This is a genomic window from Mycobacterium sp. 852002-51971_SCH5477799-a, from assembly GCF_001667145.1.
Taxonomy (GTDB): Bacteria; Actinomycetota; Actinomycetes; order Mycobacteriales; family Mycobacteriaceae; genus Mycobacterium.
Genome location: NZ_LZIF01000111.1, coordinates 66617 through 83702 on the forward strand (window position 1 = coordinate 66617; position 17086 = coordinate 83702).

General features: G+C 67.6%; 17 protein-coding genes and 1 pseudogene. All 18 read right to left on the bottom strand.

What is annotated here, in order from left to right:
• Positions 1-15: 15 nt before the first annotated feature.
• Positions 16-1140 carry an alkaline phosphatase family protein gene (locus A5753_RS17730; protein WP_067130888.1) on the bottom strand — a complete coding sequence of 375 codons (1125 nt, stop codon included), beginning with the start codon at positions 1138-1140 and terminating at the stop codon, positions 16-18.
• Positions 1141-1161: 21 nt separating this feature from the next.
• On the bottom strand, positions 1162-1896 hold the full coding sequence (locus tag A5753_RS17735; RefSeq protein WP_255361368.1) for a DUF6390 family protein: 735 nt from the start codon (positions 1894-1896) through the stop codon (positions 1162-1164).
• Positions 1893-3023, bottom strand: coding sequence for a hydrogenase formation protein HypD (gene hypD, locus A5753_RS17740; protein ID WP_067130894.1), 1131 nt, complete (start codon positions 3021-3023; stop codon positions 1893-1895). The genes A5753_RS17735 and hypD overlap by 4 nt, the downstream gene beginning before the upstream one ends.
• A gap of 12 nt (positions 3024-3035) precedes the next feature.
• Positions 3036-3308, bottom strand: coding sequence for a HypC/HybG/HupF family hydrogenase formation chaperone (locus tag A5753_RS17745; RefSeq protein ID WP_067130897.1), 273 nt, complete (start codon positions 3306-3308; stop codon positions 3036-3038).
• Between the two features lie 21 nt (positions 3309-3329).
• Positions 3330-4442 carry a hydrogenase expression/formation protein HypE gene (gene hypE / locus A5753_RS17750; protein ID WP_067130900.1) on the bottom strand — a complete coding sequence of 371 codons (1113 nt, stop codon included), beginning with the start codon at positions 4440-4442 and terminating at the stop codon, positions 3330-3332.
• A complete protein-coding gene (locus tag A5753_RS17755; protein WP_067130903.1) occupies positions 4442-5116 on the bottom strand; it encodes an SIS domain-containing protein in 675 nt (224 codons plus the stop codon). The genes hypE and A5753_RS17755 overlap by 1 nt, the downstream gene beginning before the upstream one ends.
• On the bottom strand, positions 5113-5838 hold the full coding sequence (locus tag A5753_RS17760; protein WP_067130906.1) for a HypC/HybG/HupF family hydrogenase formation chaperone: 726 nt from the start codon (positions 5836-5838) through the stop codon (positions 5113-5115). Before A5753_RS17760 ends, A5753_RS17755 begins: the two co-directional genes overlap by 4 nt.
• Positions 5835-8198 carry a carbamoyltransferase HypF gene (hypF, locus tag A5753_RS17765; protein WP_067130909.1) on the bottom strand — a complete coding sequence of 788 codons (2364 nt, stop codon included), beginning with the start codon at positions 8196-8198 and terminating at the stop codon, positions 5835-5837. The genes A5753_RS17760 and hypF overlap by 4 nt, the downstream gene beginning before the upstream one ends.
• A gap of 1 nt (position 8199) precedes the next feature.
• Positions 8200-8466 carry a HypC/HybG/HupF family hydrogenase formation chaperone gene (locus A5753_RS17770; protein WP_067130910.1) on the bottom strand — a complete coding sequence of 89 codons (267 nt, stop codon included), beginning with the start codon at positions 8464-8466 and terminating at the stop codon, positions 8200-8202.
• 3 nt (positions 8467-8469) lie between these two features.
• Positions 8470-8964, bottom strand: coding sequence for a hydrogenase maturation protease (locus A5753_RS17775; RefSeq protein WP_067130913.1), 495 nt, complete (start codon positions 8962-8964; stop codon positions 8470-8472).
• A gap of 124 nt (positions 8965-9088) precedes the next feature.
• Positions 9089-10454: pseudogene (locus A5753_RS17780) on the bottom strand (hypothetical protein).
• Positions 10451-11104, bottom strand: coding sequence for a DUF6084 family protein (locus A5753_RS17785; RefSeq protein ID WP_067130919.1), 654 nt, complete (start codon positions 11102-11104; stop codon positions 10451-10453). Before A5753_RS17785 ends, A5753_RS17780 begins: the two are co-directional and overlap by 4 nt.
• Complete coding sequence (locus A5753_RS17790) at positions 11101-11745, bottom strand: DUF5947 family protein (RefSeq protein ID WP_067130922.1); 645 nt, start codon at positions 11743-11745, stop codon at positions 11101-11103. The genes A5753_RS17785 and A5753_RS17790 overlap by 4 nt, the downstream gene beginning before the upstream one ends.
• Positions 11742-12653: a NifU family protein gene (locus tag A5753_RS17795; RefSeq protein WP_067130925.1), complete on the bottom strand. Its 912-nt coding sequence runs from the start codon at positions 12651-12653 to the stop codon at positions 11742-11744. The genes A5753_RS17790 and A5753_RS17795 overlap by 4 nt, the downstream gene beginning before the upstream one ends.
• A gap of 3 nt (positions 12654-12656) precedes the next feature.
• Positions 12657-14456, bottom strand: coding sequence for a nickel-dependent hydrogenase large subunit (locus A5753_RS17800; protein ID WP_067130928.1), 1800 nt, complete (start codon positions 14454-14456; stop codon positions 12657-12659).
• 100 nt (positions 14457-14556) lie between these two features.
• A complete protein-coding gene (locus A5753_RS17805; protein WP_067130931.1) occupies positions 14557-15612 on the bottom strand; it encodes a hydrogenase expression protein HypE in 1056 nt (351 codons plus the stop codon).
• Between the two features lie 268 nt (positions 15613-15880).
• Positions 15881-16654 (bottom strand): hydrogenase nickel incorporation protein HypB, encoded by a 774-nt coding sequence (gene hypB, locus A5753_RS17810; RefSeq protein WP_067130933.1) that lies wholly within the window; start codon positions 16652-16654, stop codon positions 15881-15883.
• 12 nt (positions 16655-16666) lie between these two features.
• Positions 16667-17002, bottom strand: a complete 336-nt coding sequence (locus A5753_RS17815) for a hydrogenase maturation nickel metallochaperone HypA (RefSeq protein ID WP_067130936.1) — start codon at positions 17000-17002, stop codon at positions 16667-16669.
• Positions 17003-17086: the final 84 nt, after the last annotated feature.

Below are 17086 nucleotides of genomic sequence, written 5' to 3' on the forward strand. Positions count from 1 at the left end.
TGTGTGTTCGGGCAGCTACGGCCGGAAAACGATGAGCGGAATCGCCATTTCCGCTGCCGTGCCTCCGCCGTGAAAGCCGATTAGGCGAGCCGTTTCCGGTGGCTCGTGTGCGCTGGCCAGCACCGCGGTGTCGCCGGAACAGACGACGACCACGTCGCCGAGCCGCTCGGCGTGTCGGGCGGTGACCGGCCCGAACATGCCGGTGGCTACCGCCTGCTCGCGGCTGTACACGGCGGCGCGGCCGTCCAGCAGCCCGCTCCACACGGCCTGCACGTCGCCCGCGGCGCCCGGCGCGGTGTGCAGATACCGCACCCGCGGCTCGCCGGCCACCACCCGGATTCCCTCGGCCAGCCGGCGGTCGGTGTCGAGATCGATGCGTGCCTCGGGTGAGACGTTGATTCCGCCGTGATCGGCGGTCACCAGCATCGCCGCGTTCGCGGGCAGCGCGTCGAGTAGGCGGGCCAGCAGCCCATCGACGTTCGCCGCCGCGGCGTGCCACTGGTCGGAGCCGATACCGAAGATATGGGCGGCGGTGTCGAGGTCAGCGGTGTAGCCGTACACCAGCCCGGGCGCCGCCCGCAGCTCGTCGGCCAGCAGCCGCGCGTAGTCGTCGGTCGGGTCGGCCGGATGGAGTTCGGCGCCGCGATACGCGGCTTCGGTCAGTCCGCTGCCGATGAACACCGCCGGCAGCACCGCGCGGGCGCTCACGCCGGCGTTTTTGAGCCGTTCGAACCAGGTCGGCACCGGCTGCCACAGAGCGGGTGGCGGGTCATCACGCCACCGGACGTGACTGAGCACCCGGTCGGTGCCGGGCACCCTGAGCGTGAAGCCCAGGACGCCGTGCTCACCCGGCAGCGCACCGGTGCCCAGCGACACCAGGCTGGTCGGGGTGGTTGACGGGAAGGTGCAGTCCAGCTGGGTCAGCCGCCCGGTGGCGCCGCCCAGCACGGACGCCAGCAGCGGCGCGCTGCCGGCCAGCTGCGGAAGCAGGTGCCAGCCCAGCCCATCGACCAGCACGACCAGCACCCGCTCGATGCGGTCTTCGCCAACCCACTGCGCCACCGCCAGGTTGTCGACGGCATCCTCGATCTCGAGCAGGGCGGCCGCGGCGGGCAACACGTCGCACAGAGAACCGGGCACCGGGCCAGTCTGGCGGCGAAGTCAGACGCGCGCCAGTCGTTGGCCGGTCACCAGCAGCTGCCGATCCGTGCTGTCGGTCAGCGCGCGAAGCTGCGCCGGCGACAGCCGGCCGCACAATCGGCCCCAGTGCATCGCCACCACATCGCCGGCTGCCACGTCGGGCACCGCGCTGTACCCGTCCGCCCACACGTCGAGCACGCGCGCCGACGGCGTCGACAGCGTCAGGGCCCGCCCGTCCCACGCCAGCCTTCGGCACAACACCTCGACGCGGTCGCCGTCGCGGGAAAGCACTGTCCCGGAGGTGATTCGGCAGTTGTCGAGCACGGTCAGCGGCTGCTCGTCGGTGCCTCGGCCTAAGAATCGCGTCCACGGATACACCCCGAACACGTGAAAGCAGTGGTTGCCGGCGGCCTCGCAGGCCAGATCCGTGGTGAGATGCGACCAGTAGTGGCCCGCCTGCGGGCCGATGATCGCGAGCAGCGCGTCAAAGAATTCCCGTGGGTCCAGGTCGGCGGCGACGCCGCCGCCGAGCCAGTACGACTCGACCAGCCGGTAATCCAGCGGGTCGGCGATGCCGGTCACTTTCGACAGCACCCGCAGATACGGCCACGCGCCGGAGAATTTCGTCGCCGCCCTGCGCACCTCGGCGACCGAACCGTCGCGCAGGGTGGCTCCCAACGGCGGACCGCAATAGCCGAGCGCGTTGGGCGCATAGGCGTAGCGGGCGAACATCTCTGCGCCCTTGTCAGGGGTCAAGTGCGCCCCACCAGCTTGACGGCGTCCCGGTGCATGCGGCCGAAGTTGTAGTACGCGGCGCAGGCCCCCTCCGGTGAGACCATGCACGTCCCAATCGGGGTCTCCGGTGTGCATGCCGTGCCGAAAACCTTGCACTCCCAAGGCTTGAGCACCCCCTTGAGCACCTCACCGCACTGGCAGGCCTTCGGGTCGGCGACCCGCACGCCGGGCATCGCGAACCGCAGCTCGGCGTCGAACTCGGCGAAATCGTCGTGCAGCCGCAGCGCGCTTTGCGAGATGAAGCCAAGCCCGCGCCATTCGAAGTGCGGACGCAGCGCGAACACCTTGCCCATCAGCGCCAGCGCCGCCGGGTTGCCGCGCTCGGGAACCACGCGCTTGTACTGGTTCTCCACCTCGCAGCGTCCCTCGCGGATCTGACGCAGCAGCATCGCGACCGAGGCCAGGATGTCCAGCGGCTCGAAACCGGCCACCACCAACGGCTTTCGATACACGTCGGGGACGAATCGGTAGGGCCGGTTGCCGACCACGGTGGACACGTGCCCGGGTCCGATGAACCCCGACAGCCGCAGGTCCGGCGACTCCAGGATGGCCCTGATCGGCGGCACGATCGTGACGTGGTTGCAGAAGACGCTGAAATTGGGCAGGCCCAACTCGCGCGCCCGTACCAGCGTCACCGCGGTCGACGGCGCGGTGGTCTCGAAACCGATGGCGAAGAACACGACTTGCTTGTCGGGATGTTCGACCGCGATCTTCAACGCGTCCAGCGGCGAGTAGACGAATCGCACGTCGGCCCCGCGGGCCTTGGCATCCAGCAGGCTGCCGTGCGAGCCGGGCACCCGCATCATGTCCCCGAAGCAGGTGAAAATCACGTCGGGTTGTCCGGCCAGCCACATCGCGTCATCGATGCGCCCCATCGGGATCACGCAGACCGGGCAGCCGGGGCCGTGCACCAGTTCGACGTTGTCGGGCAGCAGGTGTTCGATGCCGTGCCGGTAGATGGTGTGCGTGTGCCCGCCGCACACCTCCATGAACTTGAAGTCCTCACCCCCCGTCCCGGCCAGGTGCTCGATGGCCGTCAGCAGCTTGCGCGCCGCTGCCGGGTCGCGGAATTCGTCAACGAATTTCATTGCCGCTCCTCGTCAAACGATGGCCGACGAATCGAAGGCCTGCATTTCGGTCGTGTAGGTGTCGCCGAGCTTCTTGATGGCGGCCAGCGTCAACAGCGCCTCGGTCTCGTCGATCTTGGCCATCGCGAACCCGACGTGCACCAGCACCCAGTCGTCGGGTGCGGGCATGTCGTTCTCCAGCAGCCGGACACTGATCGCCCGCTGCACGCCGCTGACGTCAACCTTGGCCAAGCAGTTGGCGGGATCGGTGATCTCCACGATCCGGCCCGGAATTCCTAGGCACATGTCGGCCTATCTCCTTTCTGATCAACAGATCCGGGGCAGCGGGTCGCCGACCAGCATGTCGACGATCCGGGTCCCGCCGAATCCGGTGCGCAGCACCACGCTTTCGGCGGGTTCGGTGACGATTTCCCCGACCTCGGCCGCCTGCGCGCCCAGGGGGTGCGACCGTAATGCGTCAAGTCCGGCCTCGGCCTCCTGCGGCGGTACGACGGCGACGAATTTGCCCTCGTTGGCGACGTAGAGCGGATCGATGCCGAGCAACTCGCAGGCGCCATTGACCATGGGCGCCACCGGAAGTCGCTCCTCCTCGAGCAGCACCCCGAGGCCGCAGGCCTGGGCCAGCTCGTTGCACACCGTTCCCACGCCGCCGCGCGTCGCGTCACGCATCCATCGGGTGGACGGGGCGGCCGCCAGCAACGACTCCACCAACGGGCTGACCGACGCGGTGTCGGAGGCGATGTCGGCTTCGATGGCAAGGTCACCCCGGGCCAGCATCACCGCCATGCCGTGATCGCCCATCGACCCCGACAGCAGCACCTTGTCTCCGGCGCGCACCGACTGCGCCGACAGCGTGCGGCCCACGGGGATCACACCGGTTCCGGCGGTGGTGATGAACAGTCCATCCGCCGCGCCCTTGGGTACCACCTTGGTGTCCCCGGTGACGACCTGCACGCCGGCCGCCGCGGCCGCGGCGGCCATGTCGGCGACGATCGCCCGCAATTCCGCGATGGGGAAACCCTCTTCGAGCACGAACGCCGCGGAGATCCAGGACGGCACGGCGCCGGCCACCGCCAGGTCGTTGCAGGTGCCGTTGATGGCCAGTTCGCCGATGGACCCGCCGGGAAACCGGCGGGGCTGCACCACAAACGAATCCGTCGACATCGCCAGCCGCTCCCCACTGGGCAGGGCCAAAACGGCGCCGTCGCCCAGCGATTCGAGCAACGGGTTGCGAAACGCCTCCACGAACACCGCGTCCACCAGCGCCGCGGATGCCTTGCCGCCCGCCCCGTGCGCCAGCGTCACATGGTCGTCGAGGAGTCGGGGGCGACGCCGCCGGAACGACTCGATCCGCTCGATCACGTCGCCTTCGCCGAACCGCGGTCCCGACGACAGGTAGTCACCCGCCGGCTTGTTCATCATGCCGCCCCCAAACCTTGGTCGCCGCCGAGACATTCGTGTACTGCCAGCCACAACTGATAACCCAGCAGCGCCTGCGATTCCTGAATCCGGTGCACGCTCTGCGAACGAACGACGAAGCAGGCGTCCACGTTCGGGTTGTCCACGAACGCGCCACCGTCGTAGCCGCCGAACCCGATGGTGTACAGGCCGCGGTTGCGCGCCTCGGCCAACGCGGTCAGCAGGTTGGGCGAATTGCCACTGGTCGAAAGCGCGATCGCAATGTCGCCGTCCCTCGCGCGGGCGATCAGCTGGCGCGCGAACACCAGCTCGAAACCGACGTCGTTGCCCAGTGCGGTCAGGATTGCCTGATCGGCGGTCAACGACCACGCCGGAAGCGGCTTGCCGAGCGGTGGCCGCGCGAACAATCGCGCCAGCGTGGTGCAGTCGGTGCAACTGCCGCCATTGCCGAAGGTGAACATCCGTCCGCCGGCGGCGAACCGGCGCGCCAACTCAGCGGCGGCCGCGTCCAGCAGGCCGGCGTTGGCCTCCAGCGTGGCGCGCCGCAGCGCCAGGCTTTCGGACGCCTTGGCCTGCGCGGACGCGGCCAGATCGGCGAGCAGCGCGGAGGCGTCGTCCTCTTCGGCGTCGATGAACGGGTAGAGGAAGTTGGTGGGTTCGTCGGTGGGGCTCATGAAACGTCCTCCTCATCGATGCGGCTGATCGCGGTGCCGGCGTGCACCAGCACCAGATCACCGGGCGCGACGGGTTCGACGAGTGTGGTGACCACGTCCTCGATTCCCCGCGCGGTGCGCACCCTTGCCTGACCGTCGACCGACGCGCTCATCACCTCGCCCGGGCGGCCTTCGTCGCTGCACGTGACGCATACCCCGTTGTCGTCGTCGCACGTGGGCTTGAGCAATCCCGAATGCTCGAAACACACGTGGGTCAACTCCCACAACAGGTGGTAGAACAAAACGAAGCCACCGGTGGCGGGCACGCGCGGGTCGGGATCATCCAGCCACAGCACGTGATCGGCCGCCGCCGCCGCGGGTGGCGCGCCGCTGCCGATCCAGATCGTGGTGGCGCCCCAGGCCGGGCCGCGTCGCATCACCGAGCGGACGTCCGCATTGTCCACACCGGAGATCGCGACCACGATGTCGCCGGGCCGAACCGATACGCGCACCAGGTCCACCAGTTCGGGTCCGGTCAGCGCGACGGCCGGCAGGGCCCGCTTGCCCATGATGACCGGATGGACGAATTCGACCGCGATGTGCAGCGCGTGGGGTTCCCACGATGGCGCGATGGACCACATCGTGGCACCCGCGGCGAATCGCTTGGCCAGCGTCAGAGCGGTGGCGGCAAGGTCTTCGGCCAATTCGGCGCTCAGCCCGCGGTCGATGGCGGTGGTGATCATCGCGTCGACGCCTCCTCCTTCGCGATCAGCGCCGCGACCGCGGCCTGGCCCAGGGCCAGCCCCCCGTCGTTCGGCGGCACGGTGTGATGGGTGAGAACCTCAAACCCGTTCTGCCGCAGCAGCGAACGGCACGCGCCCAGCAACAGGACGTTCTGGAACACCCCGCCAGTGAGACCCACCAGCGTGGTGCCGCCCGCCACCTGGGTGACGACTTCGGCGACGGCGGCGGCCACGGCGCGGTGAAACGCAGCGGCGAGCACCGGCGGTGGGGTCCCGTCGTGCAGGGCCGCGACCATGGCCCGCACCGTCGGGGCCGGATCGATGACCCCGTCGGGGCGCACCGGCAGCGGCAACGCCGGCTGGGTGCCGGTCTGACCGGCCGCCAGCGCCTCGAGCTCAATCGCGGCTTGCCCCTCGTAGTCGATGCGGTGCCGCACCCCGAGCAGGGAGGCGACCGCGTCGAACAGGCGGCCCACGCTCGAACACGGCACGCAACCCGCTCCGGTCTCCAATTGCGAACGGACCAACTGCAATTCGGCAGCGGTGGCGGCGGTCACCGGTGCCAGGTCGGGGGTCCACTCGATGCCGGCCACCCACAACTGGGACAGCGCCGTCCGCCAGGGGTTACGCACCGCCGCGTCCCCGCCCGGCAGCGGCACCGCCGCCAGGTGCCCGGCCCGAACGAAACGATGGCTTCGGGTGTCGAGGGTGAGAATCTCACCGCCCCAGATCGTTTCGTCGCAGCCGTATCCGGTGCCGTCGAAGGAGACCCCGACGATGGGTTCGCCGAGACGCCCGTGTTCGGCCAGCAGCGACACCACGTGGGCGTGGTGGTGCTGGACCAGATTCAGCGGGCGTTCGTCCGCATGTCGCTCGGCCCAGCTTCGGGTGTGATAGCCCGGATGCAGGTCGGCGGCCAGCCGCACTGGCCGGCCGCGGATTTCGCTGAGCTGGCTCACCGCCCGCTCGAAGGCGCGCAGCGTCTCCCAGGTGGCCATGTCGCCGATGTGGCCGGACAGGTAGGCCCGGTGGCCGTCGGTGAGGCAGAAGGTGTTCTTCAGTTCGCCGCCCACGGCCAGCACGGCGGGGGACCCGACCTTCAAGTCGATCGGCAGCGGCGCGTAGCCGCGGGACCGGCGGATCGGCAGTTCGTGGGCTGCGCCCTCATCGTGGACGACGCGCACCACCGAGTCGTCGCACGGCACGTGAATAGGTCGGTCATGATCGAGTACGGCGTCACACAGCGCGGAAAGCCGTTGCCTTGCATCACTATTAGTGAAGCAGATGGGCTCATCAGAGCGGTTGGCACTGGTCAGCACCAGCGCGTCGGGCCCAGGCCCAGAGGCTCCGGGCACCGGCGCGAGTAGCAGGTGATGGATGGGGGAGTACGGCAGCATCAACCCCAGCAGCGGGCTGCCGGGCGCGACCGCCGCGGCGACCGGAGCGCCGGCACGCCGCCGCAGTAACACGATCGGGCGGGCCGGACTGGACAGCACCGCGGCCTCGGCGTCGTCGACGTGCGCGTAGCGGCGCGCGACGTCTAGATCCCGCACCAGCATGGCAAACGGCTTGGTGCCACGCGCTTTCCGCGCGCGTAACGCGTCGACCGCCGTCGCGTCGTCGACCGCGCCGGCCAGGTGATAGCCGCCGACGCCCTTGATGGCCACCACCGCGCCGGATGCCAACGCGACCTGCGCCGCGTTCAGCGCCGCGTCCGAGCCACTCACGCGGCCGGCCGGCGATGCGAACCACAGGCTCGGCCCGCAGTCGGGGCAGGCGATCGGCTGCGCGTGGAATCGGCGATCCGCCGGATCGTGGTATTCGGTGGCGCAGCGCGCGCACATGGCGAACCCCGACATCGTGGTGGCCGGCCGGTCGTACGGGAGGTGTCTGATGATGGTGAACCGGGGCCCGCAGTTGGTGCACGTCACAAACGGATGGCGGTAGCGCCGGTCGAGCGGATCGAACAGTTCGGCGATGCAGTCGTCGCACACCGCGATGTCGGGCGGGATCGGGGTGGTCGTGCCGGTGGCCGATTGGCTTGCCACGATCTTGAATTCGGGTGGGCACGCGGGGTCGACGGCGACGCCGGCGACCCGCACGTCGGCGATCCGTGCCAGGGGCGGCGCCTGCGCGCGCAGCCGGCGACCGAATTCCGCCACCGAGGCGGGCCCGCCCTGCACCTCGAGAAAGACCGCACCCGAGTCGTTACCGACGAATCCGGCCAGACCCAGTTCTGTCGCGATCCGGTGCACGAACGGACGGAAGCCGACCCCCTGCACCACGCCGGTCACCGTGACGCGCTGCCGCACTTGGGTGTCAGGGCGGCCGGGTCGCAACAGCAGTGGGGTATCGGTCATCTCAACCCGCCTCCGGGTGCGGTGCCAGGTCCGTGCGGCCCCGGCCCATCAGCTCGAGGCCGGCCATCGCCTGTTCGGCCCCGGCCTGATCCGTCTTCTCCACGACGAAGCCCATGTGGATGATCACCCAGTCGCCGGGCGCGAACGTCTGTTCCGGCAACATACCAACGTTGACCTTGCGTTGTTCACCGGTGACGTTGACGAGTGCGAGCTGTCCCTCGAAACCGTCCAGCATTTCGATGACCTGTCCGGGTATCCCCAAACACATGGCTCAGCACCCCTTTTCGGCCGCGGACGGCGCGGCCTGCAACGCCGCGACGATCTCTTCCACCGCCCGCGCCGCCCGGGGGACGGCCTGTGCGACCGGTGCGGTCAGGCCGATACCCTCCTGGACGCTGCCCGCCTCGCAGCCCACCACCACGGTGTAGGGCGGTTGGCCACCCAGCGCCCGCAGGCTGGCGAAGACCGCGGCGGGGTCCATGCTGTGCCCGTCGAGGCCGTCGGGCCCGGACGACGACTCGTGGTCGGCCTGAAAGACGTGCAACGTGCCGGGATGTCCCCGGCTCGGCACGGCGTCGACCAAAACCAGCGTGTCCCACTCTTCGAGCAGGTCATACGCCAGGTGCATGCCCCGGATTCCGTAGTCGATGACCTGGACCGTCGGATCATCCTGGGGCAGTTCGGCGTTGCGAACCACTTCCGAGCCGAACCCGTCGTCGCCCAGGAAGATGTTTCCGATCCCCGCTACCAGGATGCGCGTCGTCATGGTGGCACCCGCGTCGGCTACATCCGCCTCAACTTGAGATAGCGTCGGGCATCCGGCACCGATATCGCGCCGAGCGCCAGCCCGATCGCTGCCACCAGCGCGACGATGGCGATGAAGATCCAACCTAGGACTTCCATAGTGAACTCCTTTCAGGGGTTTGTGCTGTGCTGCGACTGCAGCGGTTCGACTTCGTCGGGGGAGAAGTACAGGTAGCGGCCGTACCAGTCGTGCAGGTCCGCCGCCGGGTCCTCGTCGACGACGACGCCGACGTGCTTGTTGCCTTCGACGTCCTCATGCACCGACGTGACGCGGGCGATCTTGCCCGCGACGAAGATGTCCTGGGCGTCGGCGTTGCGCCGTGGGCGCAACCGGACCCTGCTGCCCCGCGCTATCCGGATCCCGTTCACCAGCACCGCGTCGATCTCGGGTCGAACGGCGTTGTCGGCCAGTGGATCCCACCAATCCACTCCTTCGGGGATCTCGGGTACCAGGCCAACGGGGACGTTGAGCGCGTGCGGATCGCGCAGCACGCCGTGCAGTCGCGCCATGGCCTCGGGCGACATGGCGTCGCATTCGTCGATGATGCGCGCGGCCCGCGGGTCGGTCGCCCGGGCCTGCGCCTTCTCGTCATCGGTCATGGTCATCACGCGCAGGGTGAGGATCTCGTCGATCTCGGTGCAGTCGTAGAGGGCGGTGTCGCTCTGTTCGGCGACCTCCGGGTGGTCGTAGAGGATGATCGGTGAGATCAGCAGCATGTCGTCGGCGCCCGGCGGACCCGCGAGTACCGGGAAACAGCGATGCCGGCCGCACCGGGACACCGCATCGGCCGCGGACGGTGGCGACTCGAGCAGCGAGATGAAGCGCCCGCCAACCACTTCGGCGATGAGGTGCGTCCCGATCATGGATCGCGCGATCACTGAATCTTTATCGTCATGTGCGTTGACGGGCGCGCCGATGTTGGCGACCCGCACCGAGACCCGCCGCAGGTTGCCGTCGGGCTCGCTGGTGACGGTCAGGACGCCGCGTATCTCGTGGCGTTCGCGCACCAGTCGGCCGCCGTCCAGTATTTCGATGTCCGTTGCCGCCTCGGCGGTCACCGGCAGCGACCAGGGTTCGTCCCCGAATGCGAGGGGGCCGAAGGCGGTCTCGCATTCCACCGCTTCGTCCCAGGTCAACCACGAACCGGCCGGGGTTCGCAGTTCGTCGACGGGTGCGTAATCGCCGGCATCGGTGGCTTGTTCGGCGCGCCGGTGCTGCAGTTGCAGGAACCGCACCACCAGCGTCAGGGCCCGGGCGTCGGCGACCAGGAAATCCGCGGCAATGGCGTCGTCTTCGCCCAGGCCGGATTCGGCCGCTCCCGGGGTCCCCAAAACGCCGAATTGCCAGCGAGATTGATTCTTGCTCGATGTCCCTCGGTAAGGGTAGAGCAGATAGCCTTCGTAGAGCACCGCGTCGGCGACGGCGCGGGCGCGATCCCAGCTCGATGTCATCGCGTCACCTCGCGATCGGTGACGTCAAGCAACGAGGTGATCGCGTGGTCGAAGTCAAGCATTCCGTGGGCGGACTTGTAACCGGCCAGTTGCTCGATGGTCTCGTGGCTCAGCCGAATCCATCCGCTGTTGGGATAGTGCTGTGCGACCAGGTCACGCCAGACCGTGACCGGCATCGCGTAGTTGTCCTCGCAGTCCCACGACACCTGCTGAACCGAGAATCCGCGCTCGGAGTTGACGAAAATCGTTCCGCTGAACAGGAACTGCAGCGGAACCGCGCCGTCGCGCAGCGCGTGCAGGTACTTGGCGGCGGCCACCTCGAAGTCGTAGGTGCATTCCAGGGGCAGGGTCGCGATCGTGTGACCGGTGAACCCCGGCACCATTGCGGCGCAATGCTGCCAGAGGAAGGTGCGTTGGGTGCTGGCCCAGCGTTCGCGGCCGCCGAACAGATCCAGCAGCCCGGCCGCTTCGTCGTCGGAGTAGGAACGGCGCAGCGGTTCGATCCGGACCTGGCAGCGCAGGGCGATGGCGTGCACCGGGTCGTCGCCGCTGGCGGTGACACCGACGCGGGCGGTGAGGACCGGGCTGACGGTATAAGGCTCGGCGGTCACGTCCAGGACCGCGAAGCTCACGTTCATCGGCGCGTTCATCGCGGTGTCCTCGTGGCACGGGTGGCGAGCCGGTCGAAGAAGCCGTCGATGAATTCGCGGGCCTGCTGGCCGCCGTCGAAGCCGCGCCATACCAGGCGCAGTCGTCCAACGAATTCGTAGCAGGCATCGATGGGCACCAGATACGTTTGGGGTTGCGATAATTCGCCATCCTGGGCGCTGTCGGACACCCGGACCAGCAGCGCCTCCACGTCGTCGGCCAGCAGACTCACCCGCGGGTCGGCGCCGCGGATGGTGTCCCAGACCTCCATGTCCAGCTCGGATTCGCATGCACCGGCCGGCCCCGGGTAAAAGGCGACGGTGTGCCCAAGGGCGGAGTTGGTGAAGAAGAACGCGACCCCGACCGGGATCTGCAGTGCCTCCCACACCAGGCGATCGAGTGCGAAGTCGGGAAACGACAGATAGCGATCCGGCACCGCGCGGTAACGCAGGTCGGCTTCGGTGTCGGTGAACAGCAGATAGCAGGCGCGGCAGACGCACATCAGTTGTCGGCCTGCCACATTGACCACGTGCTGGTGCTCGTCGGCGATCGACTCCGCGCACATCTCGCAACGTTCGCCCGGCGGCTCGGGAGCGCGCCGGTCGTTCCGGACGCGGGCCAGGACCTCGAACGGGGTGCTCATGCCGGTGCGCCCAACGCGGCGGTCCGCAACGCTACGGACAGCAGTCCGTCGCGGGTCAGCAGCGGAATGGGGTCCAGGTGGCCGGCCGAGTCACGGGCCGCGGCGGCTCCCGCACCGACCACGTCGAAATCCGTTTCACAGCCCGCACAGCGCAGCATCCGGCCGTGCAGTTGCGAACCGGCCAGCGAGTCGTCACACACCGGGCAGCGATCCCGGTAAGCGAAGGTCTGGTCACCGACACGGCAGCCCAGCACGGTTACCCCGTCGATCACGAATCCCGCCACTTCGCCGGATGCCAACTCGGCGAGTTCGGGCGCCGGGTGCCAGGCGGTCGGCCCATGGCCGTTGGAATGCAGCCGCGTCAGCAGGGATTCGGCGGGAATGACATTCGCCGGAGCGGTCTCGGCGGTCACCACCTCGATCGAGGAGATCTCCGGTGCGGCCGCGCGGACCGCGTCCTGCACGGCCAGCTCCAGAGTCACCGCCGACGACGGGCAGCTCTTGCAGCTGCCCTTGAAGGCCAGCCGCACGACGTCGCCGCCGACGACCTCGAGCAGGTCGACGTCGCCGCCGTGCGAACCCAGGTAGGGCCGCACCCGGTCCAGCGCGTCGGACACCCTGCGGTACACGTCGTGCGGATGCAGACCGTGCACCAGGAGCAGGCTGGCCACCAGGTCGTCGGTGGCCAGCCGCTCGACCAGTCCCCCTTCCGGCCCGGGATCGCCGGCTAGCCGCACGATCCGTTCCAGCCCGGCGCCGTACAGCCCGACTACCTCGCGAACCAGTTGCTGCGCACGGTCATACGCGGCGGCCCCACCTGCCGCGCAGGAATCGAGCAGTGTCTGGATCCGATCGCCCGCTTCACGCCACTGCGCGTCGTTCGCGGACTTCTCCGGGCGATCCGCCATGCGTCACTCCTCGACGGGTGACTGGGTTGGCGTGTGCAGTCTGTCCAGGGTCTTGCCCTTACCCAGGTACATGTGCACGCCACACGGCAGGCATGGATCGAAGCTGCGGACCGTGCGCATGACGTCGATTCCCTTGAAGTTGTCGCGGCCGTTCTCCTCGAAGATCGGCTGCCCCTGCACCGCATCCTCGTACGGACCCGGTGTGCCATAACTGTCGCGCGGGTTGGCATTCCACGGTGTGGGCGGGTACGGGTGATAGTTGGCGATCTTGCCGTCCCGGATCACCATGTGGTGGCTGAGCACACCGCGCACCGCCTCGGTGAAGCCGCAGCCGATGGCCTCGTCGGGCACCTCGAACTTCTCCCACGTCTTGGTGCGCCCGGCGCGAATCTCCTCGAGCGCCTTCTCGGCGAAGTGCAGCGCGCACGCCGCCGCGTAGGCCTGGAAGTAGGTGCGCGCCCGGTCGCGTTCGATCGTGTTGCTGCCGTACTTGGGGATCTTCCACTCCAGTTCGACGGGCCCCTTCAGGGCCGTCTTGGGCAGGTTGATCTTGACGCTGCTGCCGGTCGCCTGCACGTAACCGATGTTTACCAGGCCGGCCAGCGCCGTCGCCCACAGCCGGGCCAGTGGTCCGCCGCCGGTGTCCAGCGCGAGGTGGTCCTTGCCGTCGAACCAGCGCGGTGACATCACCCAGCTGTATTTGCCGCCCTCTAAGTCCCGCTTTTGCGGGTGCGGGTTGGTGTGTTGGTTCCACGGGTGGCGCCGGTCCACCGGGTTGCCCAGCGGGTCGGTCTTGACGAACATCTCCTGGTCGGTCCAGTCATCGTAATATGAACTGCCCAACAGGATTCGGATGCCGAGGTTGATGTCCACCAGCGAGTGGGTGACCAGCTTGCCGTCGACCACCACGCCCGGGGTGACGAACATCGCGTTACCCCAGCGCTCCATGTCCTTGTATTCGAAGTTGCACACCTCGGGATCCTGGAAGGAACCCCAGCAGCCGAGCAGGGTGCGGCGCAGCCCGACGTTCTCGTAACCGGGCAGGGCCTCATAGAAGAAGTCGAACAGGTCGTCGTGCATGGGCACGACCTTCTTCATGAACTCGACATAGCGCATCAGCCGCGTCATGTAGTCGGTCATCAGCTGAACGGTCGCGACGGTGCCGACCCCACCGGGGTACAGCGTGGACGGGTGCACGTGGCGACCCTCCATGAGGCAGAACATCTCTCGTGTCCAGCGGCTGACCACGAGCGCCTCGCGGTAGAACTCGCCGCTGAACGGGTTGAGCGAGCGCATGATGTCGGCGATCGTCTTGTACCCGTGCGCGTCGGCGTGCGGTGCCGGGGTTTTCTCTGCCAGGGAAAGCACGCTCGGGTTGGTCTCGGAGACCATCTTCTCGCAGAAGTCCACGCCCACCAGGTTCTCCTGGAAGATGTTGTGGTCGAACATGTATTCCGCGGCCTCGCCGAGGTTGACGATCCATTCACCCAGATGCGGCGGCTTGACGCCGTAAGCCATGTTCTGCGTGTAGCACGAACAGGTGGCGTGGTTGTCCCCGCAGATGCCGCAGATGCGGCTGGTGATGAAGTGGGCGTCGCGGGGATCCTTGCCCTTCATGAAGATCGAGTAGCCGCGGAAGATCGACGAAGTGCTGTGGCACTCGACGACTTCTTTGTTCTCGAAGTCGATCTTGGTGTAGATGCCCAGGCTGCCCACGATCCTGGTGATGGGGTCCCAGGCCATGTCGACCAGTTGGCCGGGCTCCCGCTTGGCGTGGGTGGGGTCAGGAATGATGGTTGTCATCGCGCTACTTCTTCCCGCTTTGGCTGTCGTCAGCGTTGGCTGATGTGGCGACGGCTCTTCGGCTACGAGTGGAGAAGAGCGCGCCGACCGGGTAGGTGACCTACCAGGTGCGGCGCGCTCCAGTGGTGAGCTGGTCACCGTTGTGGCGCCACCGCGGCTCTTTGTCGACGGTGCGTTCCGTGATACCCCTCAGACTGCGAATCACGGTTCCGTACAGACCCGATGCGGTGCTCGAGATTTTGCCGCCCGGTGGCTCGTCCATGAACGGCATGAACTTGTCCGGGAAGCCCGGCATCGTGCAACCGATGCAGATTCCACCGACGTTGGGGCAGCCCCCGACGCCGTTGATCCACCCGCGCTTGGGCACATTGCATTTGACAACCGGCCCCCAACAGCCAAGCTTCACAATGCATTTCGGTGATCCATACTCGGTGGCGAAGTCGCCCTGCTCGTAGTAGCCGGCCCGATCACACCCCTCGTGCACGGTCTTGCCGAACAGCCATTGTGGGCGAAGCGCGTCGTCGAGCGGGATCATCGGCGCCTGACCGGTCGCCATGTAGAGCAGGTAGGTCAGCGTCTCCGACAGGTTGTCGGGATGGATCGGGCAGCCGGGCACGCACACGATCGGAATGCCCGCCTTGCTCTTCCAGTCCCAGCCGAGGTAATCCGGCACGCCCATCGCTCCGGTCGGGTTGCCGGCCATCGCGTGGATTCCCCCGTAGGTGGCGCAGGTCCCGACCGCCACGATGGCGGTGGCCTTGGGGGCCAACCGGTCGAGCCACTCGCTGGTGGTGATCGGCTGCCCGGTGGCCGGGTCGTTGCCGAAGCCGCACCAGTAGCCTTCGTCCTTGATCTTCTCGTTCGGGATGGATCCTTCGACGACGAGCACAAAGGGCTCCAACTCGCCGCGGTCGCCCTTGAAGAACCACTCCAGGAAGTCGTCCGCACCTCCGTTGGGTCCGCATTCGAAGTCGATGAGGGGCCAGTGCACGGCGACTTGGGGGAGTCCTGGCAGGGCCCCCAATGCGATTTCCTCGACGCTCGGTTGGGTGGCAGCAGTCAACGCCACCGAATCACCGTCACAACTGAGGCCCGCATTGATCCATAGAACATGGATCAATGTTTGTTCTGCCTTGACTGCTGCTTCTGTTGGCATGCTGCAGCTTTCCGGAGCCGGGCTGGGGCTCCTGCGCCACCGGAGTCGACCGTCGGCCCACTTGCGCAGCGCTATTTTTTGGGTCTACTCCCGCTATCGAGCGTTGTCAACGGTCCGACTTGAGGGACTAATAGTCATGTGTTGTATAGCGTCGAAAGGCGTTGCGCGCCTAGGTGATCCGTCGATTGTGGCCAGCCAACACGGGCCCGGTCGTCCTGCGAATGGTTCGCAGGAGCGGCGCTCCCCCGGTGGGCGTCGCGCGCGCGGTTTAGGGCGCGTCGGTGGCGAAGCGCCGCAGCCAGCCGAACCAGGCGCCCATGCCAGCGCCCGTGCGGGCGCTGACGGGCAGAATTGTCGCTGCCGCATTCACTTCGCGAACATGGGCGATGTACGTGTCGACATCCACGTCGAGGTGGGGCACCAAGTCGATCTTGTTGAGCAGTACCACGTCCACGGACCGGAACATCACTGGGTACTTCAGCGGCTTGTCCTCGCCCTCGGTCACCGAATAGACCATTGCCTTGGCGTGCTCGCCGACATCGAACTCCGCCGGACAGACCAGATTTCCGACGTTCTCGATGATCACCAGGTCCAGCGCGGCGAGGTCGAGGCCGGGCAGCGCGCGGTTGATCATGGGCGCATCGAGGTGGCATTCGCCGCCAAATCCGTTGCTGGTATTGAGCAGTGACACCTGGGCGCCGCGGCCGCTGAGCTTTGCCGCATCCAGATCGGTGGCGATATCGCCCTCGATCACCCCGAGCGCCAGTTCGCCGGCGAGTTCGTCGAGCGTTGCCTGCAGGATGGTGGTTTTGCCCGATCCCGGAGAGCTCATCAGGTTCAGGGTGCGCACCCCGTTGCTCTCGAAGGCCGCCCGGTTCGCGTCGGCGAGCACGTCGTTCTCGGCGAAGATCGCCTCCAGCACGTCGATGCGCTGACTGCCGGTCTGATAGCTGCTGTGATCGCCATGATCGTGATCGTGCGGAACGTGATCGTGTTCGTGGGTGTGCACGGTTCCATCGTCGTGCCGATGAAATCTACCCATCGTCAACGCCTTTCACGAGACATCTAACGACGTCACCAAGAATTCGTTGCCGCGCAGCACCTCGACGTCGGAACTGTCACACCGGGGGCACCAGATCGACCACGGCGAGGTGATCTCGGATTGCCCGCCGCACGCACGGCACTCGACTTCGGCGCCGACGCACTCGAGTTCCAGTTCGGCGTCCGGCATGTCCTCGGCGTCGCGGACCAGCGTCCAGCAGAATGACAGCGACTCCGGCACCACCTGCCGAAGGGCGCCCACCCGCACCCGCACCACGTCGACGTGGCGACCGTCGGCGTGATTCTTGACGACACCGGCGATCGCCTCGCACAGCGACAGCTCGTGCACCGCCGGTCACCGCCGATCCGCGAGCTGGGCGCAGGCCAACGAGCCCATGAGCACCGTTCTACACCCGAACGGCGATCTGTGGTC

What these genes read in the sequence shown, in the direction of transcription:
- hypD (WP_067130894.1), bottom strand. Translation starts at nt 3,023, where the DNA reads ATGAAATTCGTTGACGAATTCCGCGACCCGGCAGCGGCGCGCAAGCTG.
- A5753_RS17745 (WP_067130897.1), bottom strand. Translation starts at nt 3,308, where the DNA reads ATGTGCCTAGGAATTCCGGGCCGGATCGTGGAGATCACCGATCCCGCC.
- hypE (WP_067130900.1), bottom strand. Translation starts at nt 4,442, where the DNA reads ATGAACAAGCCGGCGGGTGACTACCTGTCGTCGGGACCGCGGTTCGGC.
- A5753_RS17755 (WP_067130903.1), bottom strand. Translation starts at nt 5,116, where the DNA reads ATGAGCCCCACCGACGAACCCACCAACTTCCTCTACCCGTTCATCGAC.
- A5753_RS17760 (WP_067130906.1), bottom strand. Translation starts at nt 5,838, where the DNA reads ATGATCACCACCGCCATCGACCGCGGGCTGAGCGCCGAATTGGCCGAA.
- hypF (WP_067130909.1), bottom strand. Translation starts at nt 8,198, where the DNA reads ATGACCGATACCCCACTGCTGTTGCGACCCGGCCGCCCTGACACCCAA.
- A5753_RS17770 (WP_067130910.1), bottom strand. Translation starts at nt 8,466, where the DNA reads ATGTGTTTGGGGATACCCGGACAGGTCATCGAAATGCTGGACGGTTTC.
- A5753_RS17775 (WP_067130913.1), bottom strand. Translation starts at nt 8,964, where the DNA reads ATGACGACGCGCATCCTGGTAGCGGGGATCGGAAACATCTTCCTGGGC.
- A5753_RS17785 (WP_067130919.1), bottom strand. Translation starts at nt 11,104, where the DNA reads ATGAACGCGCCGATGAACGTGAGCTTCGCGGTCCTGGACGTGACCGCC.
- A5753_RS17790 (WP_067130922.1), bottom strand. Translation starts at nt 11,745, where the DNA reads ATGAGCACCCCGTTCGAGGTCCTGGCCCGCGTCCGGAACGACCGGCGC.
- A5753_RS17795 (WP_067130925.1), bottom strand. Translation starts at nt 12,653, where the DNA reads ATGGCGGATCGCCCGGAGAAGTCCGCGAACGACGCGCAGTGGCGTGAA.
- A5753_RS17800 (WP_067130928.1), bottom strand. Translation starts at nt 14,456, where the DNA reads ATGACAACCATCATTCCTGACCCCACCCACGCCAAGCGGGAGCCCGGC.
- A5753_RS17805 (WP_067130931.1), bottom strand. Translation starts at nt 15,612, where the DNA reads ATGCCAACAGAAGCAGCAGTCAAGGCAGAACAAACATTGATCCATGTT.
- hypB (WP_067130933.1), bottom strand. Translation starts at nt 16,654, where the DNA reads ATGGGTAGATTTCATCGGCACGACGATGGAACCGTGCACACCCACGAA.